Genomic DNA, 11,050 nt, shown 5'->3' on the forward strand with positions numbered 1-11,050 from the left:
AGTGCAGTTGTTTCACGTGAAACAGCGTGCGGTTTCACGTGAAACAGCCACCCGGAGATGCCAGAAGGGCCCCGGCGGGTAGCCGGGGCCCTTCGGAGGCGATCAGCGATCAGCGATCAGCTCGGACGGTCGCGAACTGAGCTGCGCTCAGCGCCCTGCCTGGACAATCGCGAACTGAGCTGCGCTCAGCGCCCTGTGCCTGGACAATCGCGAACTGAGCTGCGCTCAGCGCCCTGTGCCTGGACAATCGCGAACTGAGCTGCGCTCAGCGCTCGACCTCACCGCGGATGAACTTCTCGACGTTCTCGCGGGCCTCGTCGTCGAAGTACTGGACCGGCGGGGACTTCATGAAGTAGGAGGACGCCGACAGGATCGGGCCACCGATGCCGCGGTCCTTGGCGATCTTCGCAGCGCGGACGGCGTCGATGATGACACCGGCGGAGTTCGGGGAGTCCCAGACCTCCAGCTTGTACTCCAGGTTCAGCGGAACGTCACCGAAGGCGCGGCCCTCGAGGCGGACGTACGCCCACTTGCGGTCGTCCAGCCAGGCGACGTAGTCCGAGGGACCGATGTGGACGTTCTTGGCGCCCAGGTCGCGGTCCTTGATCTGCGAGGTGACGGCCTGGGTCTTGGAGATCTTCTTGGACTCCAGGCGCTCGCGCTCGAGCATGTTCTTGAAGTCCATGTTGCCGCCGACGTTCAGCTGCATGGTGCGCTCGAGGATGACACCGCGGTCCTCGAAGAGCTTCGCCATCACGCGGTGCGTGATGGTGGCGCCGACCTGCGACTTGATGTCGTCACCGACGATCGGCACACCGGCCTCGGTGAACTTGTCCGCCCACTCCTTGGTGCCGGCGATGAACACCGGGAGGGCGTTCACGAAGCCGACCTTGGCGTCGATGGCGCACTGGGCGTAGAACTTGGCAGCGTCCTCGGAGCCCACCGGCAGGTAGCAGACCAGAACGTCGACCTGGCGGTCCTTCAGGATCTGGACGACGTCGACCGGGGCCTCGTCCGACTCCTCGATGGTCTCCAGGTAGTACTTGCCCAGACCGTCGAGGGTGTGGCCACGCTGCACGGTGACGCCGGTCGGCGGCACGTCGCAGATCTTGATGGTGTTGTTCTCGCTGTTGCCGATGGCGTCGGCCAGGTCGAAGCCGACCTTCTTGGCGTCGACGTCGAACGCGGCGACGAACTCCACGTCACGGACGTGGTACTCGCCGAACTGCACGTGCATCAGCCCGGGGACCTTGCCGGCCGGGTCGGCGTCCTTGTAGTACTCGACACCCTGCACCAGCGACGCGGCGCAGTTGCCGACGCCCACGATGGCTACGCGAACCGAACCCATTCCGGTTGCTCCCTGTGATCTCATGAGGCCTGCCGGACAACCGACAGTTCTCGTATTTCATCTCTGTATGACTGAATGACGGGCGCGCGCTGCGCCCACACCTGCCGCTCACCCGGGCCTGTCACGGCACCCGGCCCTTGCGACGGTCAGCGCTCCGGACCGGAGCGCCCCGGGCGGTCGTGCGGTGGCCTCGGCGGGTCCGAGGACCCGGCCTCCTGGCCACGGCCGTCCGAAGTCTGTGTGTTCTCCGCACCGGTGCGCCCGGTCCGGGTGGCCCGCTCGGTCTCGATCAGCTCGTTGAGCCAGCGGACCTCCCGCTCCACCGATTCGAGACCGTGCCGCTGGAGCTCCAGCGTGTAGTCGTCGAACCGCTCGCGGGTGCGGGAGATCGAGCTGCGCATCCGCTCCAGCCGCTCCTCCAGCCGACTGCGCCGACCCTCCAGGACGCGCATGCGCACCGCGCGATCGGTCTGGCCGAAGAACGCGAAGCGCACGCCGAAGTGCTCGTCCTCCCAGGCGTCCGGGCCCGAGTCGGCCAGCAGCTCCTCGAAGCGCTGCTTGCCCTCGGCGGAGAGCCGGTAGACGATCTTCGACCGCTTGCCGTTGAGTGCGGTCGCCGGGACGTACTCGACGTCCGGGTTGTCCTCCACCAGGAAGCCCTGGGCGACCAGGCTCTTCAGGCAGGGGTAGAGCGTGCCGTAGGAGAAGGCGCGGAAGGACCCGAGCAGCACGTTGAGTCGCTTGCGCAGCTCGTAGCCGTGCATCGGGGCGTCGTGGAGCAGACCCAGGACGGCGAACTCCAGTACTCCGGAGCGTCTGCTCATGCCGTCCTGCCTCCCATCCCCGTAGTGTGCCCCACCGGTATGCCGGATCGATGTGTCGGTCCGATGTATCGGCTCGATATATCGAGAACAGTAAACCCCTGGGTCGTGGAACGGGCAAGGGGGGCGCGGGTGAATGTGATCACAGGATTTCGACGGACCCTCAGAAGACCCGTGGTCAAGCTCCGGCGGGACCGCGTTGGCAACGGGCATGTAATGATCTGGCGCCGTTTTGTACCTGTTGTCACTTGATGCCCGATTGGTAGCTGTTTATAGGTGCGTACGCTGTCGCGTGTGCACGAGGACCACCTCCGGGGTGTAGGGCGGTTTCGGGCATCGGAAGTGAACCCTGCACTCAGGCCCGGAGAGGTCTGACCGAGGAGTTGCTGGAAGATGAGCGATCACCGGCGTAGGCCCAACCCGGGCGGTGAACAGCCTCCGGGCGGTCAGGCGGATGGCGCGCGCCCGTACGCCTACGGCGCCCCCCCCGAGGGGGCGCCTTCGTACGATCGGCGTGCCGGCGTACGGGAGACGGCCCAGCAGCCTCGGCTGACCAGGGCCGAGATGCGCAAGCAGTCCCAGAAGAGCGGCGGACGCGGCGATGCCGCGCGCACTGCCCAGGGCAGCCCGCCGGGCGGCAGCGGCAGCGGCGGCAGAGGCGGCGGAGGCGGCGGAAGTGGCAGGGGCGGCGGCAAGGGCGGCGGTAAGGGCCCGGGCAAGAAGCGGTTCATCGACTACCCCCGGTACGGCAAGTCCGGGATCCGTCGCTGGCTGCCTTCCTGGAAGCTGATCCTGACGACGTTCCTGATCTTCTTCGGCAGTGGGGTGGCCGCGGTCGGCATCGCCTATGCGATGACGCCGGTCCCCAACCCTAACGAGCTGGTGAAGGAGCAGAACAACATCTACTACTGGGCCGACGGCTCGGAGATGACCCGCAAGGGTGCGACCAACCGCCAGCTCGTCCCGCTCGCCAACATCAGTGACGCCGCGCAGAAGGCGGTGGTCGCCGCCGAGAACGAGACGTTCTGGAACGACAGCGGCATCGACCCCAAGGGCATGGCGCGCGCCGTCTACAACATGGCCAGCGGCGGCCAGACCCAGGGTGGCTCGACGATCACCCAGCAGTACGTGAAGAACGCCTACCTGAACCAGGACCAGACGGTCAGCCGCAAGGTCAAGGAACTCTTCATCACGCTGAAGATCAATCAGCAGCAGAGCAAGCAGAAGATCCTCGAGGGCTACCTGAACACCAGCTGGTTCGGCCGTGGCGCCACCGGGATACAGGCCGCCTCGCAGGCGTACTACGGAGTGGACGCCAAGGACGTCAACTTCTGCCAGGGCGCGATGCTGGCGGGCCTGCTCAAGGGCGCCACGTACTTCGATCCGACGCTCAACGACTCCAACCGGAAGAACATGCAGGAGCGTTGGAACTACGTGCTGAACCGGATGGTGGTCACCAAGGCGATCACCCAGGCGGACCGGGACAAGTGCGGCGCCACCTTCCCGGAGCCGATCAAGAAGAAGGCCCCGTCCAACATGAACGGGGAGATCAGCTACCTGGTCGACCTCGCCGAGAACTACCTGACGGTCAAGGACCCGAAGATCACCCAGGCCAGCATCGACAAGGGCGGCTACCAGATCTACACCACCTTCGACAAGAACAAGGTGGCGCAGCTGAAGAAGGCCGTCGACGACGTCAAGGCGGAGACCCTCAACCCGGACAAGCAGGACAAGGACAAGTTCGTCCAGGTCGGCGCGGCCTCGGTGGTCCCCGGTGACGGCGCGATCGTGGCGATCTACGGCGGTGACGGCGTGGAGAACGGCCACTACACCGACAACGCCGACGCCGGCGGTATCCCGGTCGGTTCGACCTTCAAGCCCTTCGTGCTGGCGACCGGGATGCAGTACGGCGTGCTCACCAAGACCGGGGACGACGGCAAGCCGGTCAAGATCAGCACCGACAGCCGCTACCTCGCCGACAACATGAGCCAGATCTACAAGGCGGACGGCTCACCCGCGATCGGCGACGACGGCAAGCCGTACCACCAGAAGAACGACGACGACAGCAAGCCCGGGGCCGTCACGCTGAAGACGGCCATGCAGTACTCCTACAACGTGCCGTTCGTGCAGCTCGGCCAGGACGTGGGCGGCAGCAACACCGAGAGGATGGTGAATGCCCTGGGCATCACCAACAAGAAGACCCTGGCGCCCAACACCTCGCTCACCTACCCGCTCGGCACCTCGACCCCGAGCGCGATCCGGATGGCCTCCGCGTACTCGGTGTTCGCCGCCCGGGGCCAGCAGGTCGACCCGTACTCGGTGACCAAGGTGCTCTACCAGGGCGAGGAGAACGCGGCCTTCAACCGCCCGAAGAACGCCACCAAGTCGGTGCTGGACCAGGCCGTCGCGGACAACATCACCGATGTGCTGCAGAACGTGGCGGAGAACGGTACCGGTAAGAAGGGGACCAAGGACCTCGGCCGCCCGGTGGCGGGCAAGACCGGTACCACCGACGCCGGTACCTCGGCCTGGTGGGTCGGCTACACCCCGCAGCTGGCCACCTCGGTCGGTATGTGGCGCGAGGAGCCGGGCAAGCCCGGTCTGCTCTCGCTGAACGGCACGGCCGGTCAGACCTCCATCCACGGTGGTGACTTCCCGACCGAGATCTTCACCCGCTACATGAAGACGGCGCTGGCCGACCAGAAGGTCGAGGACTTCCCGACCGCGGACGCCACCGGCACGGAGGTCGACGCCAAGGGCGCTACGCCCAGCCCCTCGCCGACTCCCTCGACCACGCCGTCGACCAGCCCGAGCCCCTCTGCCAGCAGCTCGCCGAGCCCGTCGGCCAGCACCTCGTCGCACAGTCCGGACCCGAGCACGCTGCCGTCGTCGACCGAGAGCTGCTTCCTGGGGCTTCCCTGCAACTCGCCCTCGCCCTCGCGCAGCAAGCCGACCCGCCCGGGCAGGCCGAGTACGTCACCGAGCAACAGTCCCAGCCCCCCCGACGGCGGTGTCGGAGGGGGAGCGATGCCGGGGAACTGACCCCGAGTGACATCGACCGGTGGCGGTCGGCCGAGGACTCCGGTCCTCCGGCCGGCCGCCACCGGCGTGTCCGGGGGATGCCGCGCCAGGCCGCGGCCGAGCGCGCCAGCTGCCGCTGCCGCTGCCGCCGCCGGTGCGCGGTGCGCCGGGCGCAGGAAGCGCCGACCCGGCGCGGCTCGGAGGCGAAGGCGCCTCCCCGGTCCAAGGCTGGTGCGGCATCATGTCCGCCATGACGTCGAGCACGCGTGACGAGACCTCCGGCCCCGCGCCCGCCCCCGCCGAGGGGCCGCTGCCGAACACTGTGGTCGTCCCGGCGGACGAGGATCCGGTGGCGGCGGCCGGCAGCGAGCTGCTCGGCGGCCCGCCCGGGCGACGGGCGCTGCTGGGGGTGTCCTGGTGGGTCCCGGCCCGGTTCCTGGCGCTGGTGGTGATCGCCGTCTCCGTACTCGGCATCGTGCAGAAGGCGCCGTGCTACGACGGGGGCTGGTTCCGCGGCGCGACCGCCCAGTACACCCACGCCTGCTACAGCGACATCCCGCACCTGTTCACCGGGCGCGGCTTCGACACCGGGCTGCACCCCTACCTGGACCAGCTGCCGCAGCCCACCCCGGACATGCAGTACCTGGAGTACCCGGTGCTCACCGGGCTCTTCATGCAGGTCGCGGCCTGGCTGACGCCGACCGGGGGCGCCATCGAGACCCGCGAGCAGTGGTTCTGGATGGTCAACGCCGGGATGCTGCTGATCTGCGCGGTGGTCGTCGTGGTGGCGCTCTCCCGGACCCACCGCCGCCGCCCCTGGGACGCACTGCTGTTCGCGCTCGCCCCGTGCCTGGCGCTGGACTCCACCATCAACTGGGACTTGCTCGCGGTCGCCCTGACCGCCGTCGCGATGGCCTACTGGTCGGGCCGCCGGACCGTACTGGCCGGTGTGTTCATCGGTCTGGCCACCGCCGCCAAGCTCTACCCCGTGCTGCTGCTCGGCCCACTGCTGGTGCTCTGCTGGCGCACCGGCCGCTGGCGGGCGTTCGGACAGGTGGCGGGCGCCGCGGCGGCCGCCTGGCTGCTGGTGGACCTGCCCATCATGCTGGCCAACTGGAAGGGCTGGGCGACCTTCTACACCTTCAGCCAGACCCGCAAGGAGGACTACGGTTCGTTCTGGTTGATCCTGATGCAGGACCGGGGCGTGCAGCTGGAGACCCTGAACACCTGGATCGCGGTGCTGCTGATCGCCTGCTGCCTGGGGATCGGCTGGCTGGCGCTGTCGGCGCCGCGCCGCCCGCGCTTCGCCCAGCTGGCCTTCCTGGTGGTGGCCGCCTTCGTGCTCACCAACAAGGTGTACTCGCCGCAGTACGTGCTCTGGCTGACCCCGCTCGCCGCGCTGGCCCGGCCGCGCTGGCGGGACTTCCTGATCTGGCAGGCCTGCGAGGTGCTCTACTTCCTCGGCATCTGGTCCTACCTGGCCTACGTCGGGGACTCCAAGCAGCACGGCATCGGCCAGGACTGGTACCACTTCGCCATCGTGCTGCACCTGCTCGGCACGCTGTACCTGTGCGGGATGGTGATCCGCGACATCCTGCGGCCCGAGCGCGACCCGGTCCGCTGGGACGGCAGCGACGACCCCTCGGGCGGTGTGCTCGACCTCGCCCCCGACACCTTCGTCCTGGGCACGGCCCGGCGGCTGCGCGAGGAGGAGACCTACGCGCAGTACGCCCCGGCGGGCCGGGCCGATTGGCTGGGCGAGCGGGAGCCCGCCGAGCGCTGAGCGCCGGGTGAGCGCCGGTCCGACGCGAATCGTCGGACCGGTCTAGCGGTCGGCGACCAGGTCGAAGTGGGTCGTGGTGTGCCGGACGTTGAGGTCGAGTTCGTCGCCGGGGACGGGGGCCTTGGCGGCGTCGGCCGGCAGGAAGAGGATGCTCACCTGCATGTGCGGGGGCTCTGCGAACCAGAGCTGCCGCCCGCTCCACGAGTACGGGGAGAGGGTGCGGTTGACGGTGGCGAGCCCGGCCCTGGCCAGGCCCTTGGCCCGGGGCAGCACGCCGTGCAGGTACTTGGGTGCCTCCAGGCCGACACCGTGTGCGGTGCCGCCGGTGACCACCAGCAGGTGGCCGTCCGAGGGGGCCTTGTGCTGGCGGTAGCCGTACCGCTGGCCGCGGGTGACCGGGGTGGCGTCCAGCACCGTGGCGCAGGCCCGCAGCGAGCCGACGTCGCCGAGCCAGAGCCGGGTGCCGATCCGCGAGCGGAAGGTCGTGGCCGGGAACTGCCGGACCAGCCGGGTGAGGTCGGCCGAGGAGAGGTGGCTCAGGAAGACGGTCCCGGTGGGCAGCCCGGCGGCGGCGATCGCCCGGACCCAGCCGGCGACCTCGGCGACCGGGTCCGAGTCGTCCGGGCGGTCCAGCGGCAGGTGCAGCGCGAACCCCTCGATGCCGGCCCGGGCGTCGAAGCCGAGGCCGTTCACCGCCAGCCGGGGAAGGTCCGCATGGGCGATGCCGTGTCTGCGCATGGTGGTCATGCACTCCACGACCACCCGGCTGCCCACCGGAAGCGACTGGAACGCCTCCGCGTGGGCGACCGTTCTGACCACCCGGTTCGACAGCTGCGGGCTCTGTTCGCCGACCCGGTACGGGGTGAGTACCAGCAGGTCGCCCTCGTAACCGTCGAGCAGTCCGGCCGCCTCGCGCGTGGTGCCGACGGCGAGGACGCCGGTGCCGAGCCGGTCGGCCTCCGCGGCCAGCCGGCCGTTGCCGAAGCCGTACCCGTTGCCCTTGGCCACCGGCACCAGCCCGGGGAACTCCGCCAGTACCGAGAGCTGATGCGCGCGCCAGCGCGCGGTGTCCACGTACAGCGACAGGGTCATCGGGTCTCTCCCCGTGGTTGGTGACGGCGGTCGGCGTCGCTGACGCGGCCGGGTCGGTGGCGGTGGCTCAGCGGCGCGACATGTAGAGGTCGAGCGCCTTGTGCAACAGCTTGTTGAGCGGGAAGTCCCACTCGCCCAGGTACTCGGCGGCCTGGCCGCCGGTGCCCACCTTGAACTGGATCAGCCCGAAGAGGTGGTCGTCCTCGTCGAGGGTGTCGCTGATGCCGCGCAGGTCGTAGACGCTCGCGCCGAGCGCGTAGGCGTCGCGCATCATCCGCCACTGGATCGCGTTGGACGGCTTGACCTCGCGCTTGTGGTCGGCGGAGGCGCCGTAGGAGTACCAGACGTGCTCGCCGACGGTGAGCATGGTGGTCGCCGCCAGCGGCTCGCCCTCGTGGTAGGCGATGTAGAGGCGCATCCGGTCCGGGTCCTCGGCGGCGAGGGCCTCCCACATCCGCTGGAAGTAGCCGAGCGGGCGCGGGGTGAATCGGTCGCGCTCCGCGGTGACCAGATACAGCTGGTGGAAGACCTTCAGGTCCTCGTAGCTGCCCTGGACGATCTCGACGCCGCTCTTCTCGGCCTTCTTGATGTTCCGGCGCCAGAGCTGGTTGAAGCCGCGCTGGACGTCGTCCAGCGAGCGGTTGGCCAGCGGGACCTGGAAGACGTAGCGGGGCTGGACGTCGCCGAAGCCCGCGCCGCCGTCCTCGCCCTGCAGCCAGCCGGCCCGGCGCAGCCGGTCGGCCACCTCGAACGCGCGGCCCTCGTACCAGTCGGGCTCGACGTCGCGCAGCCGCTTGGCCTCCTTGCCGGCGATCGCCTCCTTGATGGTGGTGGCGTCCCAGCGGCGGATCACCACCGGCGGGCCCATCTTCACCGAGAAGGCGCCCTGCGACCTGAGGTGGTCGAGCATCGGCCGCAGCCACTGGTCGAGGTCCCGGTCGAACCAGTCGATCATCGGGCCCTCGGGCAGGTACGCCAGGTAGCGCCGGAGCTTCGGCAGCTGGCGGTAGAGCACCAGGCCCGCGCCGACCAGCTCGCCCGCGGTGTCGAACCAGCCGATGCTCTCGCTGCGCCAGTCGGATTTCACCTGTCCCCAGGAGGGCACCTGCATGTGGCTGGCCGACGGGCGGGCCCTGACGAACGCCAGGTGCTCCTCGCGGGTGATCGTCCTCAGGAGCAGGCTCATGCCCCCACCTCGCTGCGCTCGGCGGTGGCCTCGCCGGGCGTGGCCTTCACGACTCGCTCGCTGCGCTCACTCATGGCTGGGGTGCTCCTCCTCGGTCGACAGGTCCAGGGTGACCCTAGCGCCCGAATGGTCCGTTTCGTGCTGGTCGAGTCCGGTGGCGTCAGCCGAGCTGACGACGCCCTCCCCGCGGACCTGTGCACAGGTATGTACGCGGTGAGGGCGCCGGAGGTTACGCGGGACGTGCGGCTTCCTGCAGGCGATCAGAGCGAGTGGGTCACCACACGCCCCCGAACAGTCCGCCGTGCGCGATGCCGAGGTAGAAACCGATCGCGGCGGCGCCGAGCGAGATCATCAGGACGAAGCGTTCGGCCGTGGTCACCGACACGAACTGGCCCCAGAGACCCGAGACGATTCCGAACAGGCCCGTCCACGAGCTGAGCAGGTGCAGGTTGTAGAAGAAGGCGCTGATGAAGGCGAGCAGGCCGAGCACCGCGGTGATACCGACGAGGGTGTTCTCCCTCGGGTGCCGGTTGCCGTCGGTGTTGAGTGTGAGCTGCGGGAATCGGCGGATGGTCTGTGCCATAGGACCCACCTCCTGAGGAGGAACACAGTCGTTCTGTACAGGTTCCCGCTGGTACGCCCAGGATCACAACCGGTATGCGTTTTGTTCGGCCGTACGGGTGCGGGTAGGCTGTGCGATCTGCACTGGTGTAGTTGTGCCCCCCGTCTGCCCTTCACCGGGCCGGGGAGCCCGATTGTCGGTCCCGGCGACTACGGTTGCCGGTAGGCCGTCGTCGCACCGGTGCGACGCTGCACAACCCTCCTGCCACGGAGAGACCGTGGCCGCTGAGTCCAAAGGAGGTGGGTTACTCATGCGTCACTACGAGCTGATGGTCATCCTCGACCCCTCGGTCGAGGAGCGCGCTGTCTCCCCCCTGATCGAGAACTTCCTCAACGTCGTCCGCCAGGGTGGCGGCAACGTGGAGAAGGTCGACACCTGGGGTCGCCGTCGTCTGGCTTACGAGATCAACAAGCAGTCCGAGGGCATCTACTCGGTCATCGACCTCAAGGCCACGCCTGAGGTCGTCAAGGAGCTCGACCGCCAGCTTGGCCTGAGCGAGTCGGTTCTGCGGACCAAGGTCCTGCGCCCGGACACCCACTGAGTCCTTCCTGATGCCTTCGGGCGTCGGGTGACTCGCGCCGCCTGTTTCACGTGAAACAACGCGGCGAGCACCGCAGAACTTCTTTCCGAGAGGTCATCACCACCATGGCAGGCGAGACCGTCATCACCCTCGTCGGCAATCTCGTCGACGACCCCGAGCTGCGCTTCACCCCGTCGGGTGCGGCGGTCGCGAAGTTCCGTATCGCGTCCACCCCGCGCACCTTCGACCGCCAGACCAACGAGTGGAAGGACGGCGAGAGCCTCTTCCTCACGTGCAATGTCTGGCGTCAGCCGGCGGAGAACGTGGCCGAGTCGCTGCAGCGCGGCATGCGCGTGATCGTGCAGGGCCGACTGCGCCAGCGGTCTTACGAGACCAAGGAAGGCGAGAAGCGGACGGTCTTCGAGGTCGAGGTCGACGAGGTCGGCCCGAGCCTGCGTTCGGCGACCGCCAAGGTCACCCGGGCCAACCGCTCCGGCGGTCCTGGCGGTCCCGGCGGCCAGGGCGGATTCGGCGGCCAGCAGGGTGGCGGCTACGGCGGCGGCGGCGGCGGCCAGCAGGGCGGCGGCTGGGGTGGAAACTCCGGCGGCCAGTCCGGCCCGTCCGACGACCCGTGGGCGTCCAGCGCTCCCTCTGGTG

9 protein-coding genes are annotated in these 11,050 nt (G+C 68.8%); 4 read left to right on the forward strand and 5 right to left on the reverse strand.

Going from position 1 to position 11,050, the window contains the following annotated elements; translation table 11 throughout:
- Positions 1-265: 265 nt before the first annotated feature.
- Both UK12_RS25640 and UK12_RS25645 read right to left on the reverse strand, forming a co-directional pair.
- The gene (locus tag UK12_RS25640) at positions 266-1,348 is read right to left on the reverse strand and encodes an inositol-3-phosphate synthase (RefSeq protein ID WP_045305511.1); all 1,083 of its coding nucleotides are present in this window, start codon (positions 1,346-1,348) and stop codon (positions 266-268) included.
- Positions 1,349-1,494: 146 nt separating this feature from the next.
- Positions 1,495-2,172: a PadR family transcriptional regulator gene (locus tag UK12_RS25645; protein ID WP_045305512.1), complete on the reverse strand. Its 678-nt coding sequence runs from the start codon at positions 2,170-2,172 to the stop codon at positions 1,495-1,497.
- 390 nt (positions 2,173-2,562) lie between these two features.
- Between UK12_RS25645 and UK12_RS25650 the strand changes: the two genes are divergently transcribed.
- Positions 2,563-5,211, forward strand: coding sequence for a transglycosylase domain-containing protein (locus UK12_RS25650; RefSeq protein ID WP_082119940.1), 2,649 nt, complete (start codon positions 2,563-2,565; stop codon positions 5,209-5,211).
- Between the two features lie 229 nt (positions 5,212-5,440).
- Positions 5,441-6,973 (forward strand): glycosyltransferase family 87 protein, encoded by a 1,533-nt coding sequence (locus UK12_RS25655; RefSeq protein ID WP_052682158.1) that lies wholly within the window; start codon positions 5,441-5,443, stop codon positions 6,971-6,973.
- Between the two features lie 42 nt (positions 6,974-7,015).
- Here the strand turns inward: UK12_RS25655 and UK12_RS25660 are convergent, their stop codons facing one another.
- From UK12_RS25660 to UK12_RS25670, 3 genes are all read right to left on the reverse strand, one after another.
- Positions 7,016-8,065, reverse strand: a complete 1,050-nt coding sequence (locus UK12_RS25660; protein WP_045305513.1) for an alanine racemase — start codon at positions 8,063-8,065, stop codon at positions 7,016-7,018.
- 67 nt (positions 8,066-8,132) lie between these two features.
- The gene (locus tag UK12_RS25665) at positions 8,133-9,251 is read right to left on the reverse strand and encodes a lipid II:glycine glycyltransferase FemX (RefSeq protein ID WP_045305514.1); all 1,119 of its coding nucleotides are present in this window, start codon (positions 9,249-9,251) and stop codon (positions 8,133-8,135) included.
- Positions 9,252-9,525: 274 nt separating this feature from the next.
- A complete protein-coding gene (locus UK12_RS25670) occupies positions 9,526-9,834 on the reverse strand; it encodes a hypothetical protein (RefSeq protein ID WP_045305515.1) in 309 nt (102 codons plus the stop codon).
- A 289-nt stretch (positions 9,835-10,123) separates the two neighbouring features.
- On the opposite strand from UK12_RS25670, the gene rpsF reads away from it, so the two are divergent.
- Positions 10,124-10,414: a 30S ribosomal protein S6 gene (gene rpsF / locus UK12_RS25675; RefSeq protein WP_045305516.1), complete on the forward strand. Its 291-nt coding sequence runs from the start codon at positions 10,124-10,126 to the stop codon at positions 10,412-10,414.
- A gap of 104 nt (positions 10,415-10,518) precedes the next feature.
- Positions 10,519-11,050: single-stranded DNA-binding protein (locus UK12_RS25680; RefSeq protein ID WP_045305517.1), on the forward strand; the 532-nt coding region annotated here is incomplete at its 3' end.

Source organism: Saccharothrix sp. ST-888 (assembly GCF_000955975.1).
Lineage (GTDB): Bacteria > Actinomycetota > Actinomycetes > Streptomycetales > Streptomycetaceae > Kitasatospora.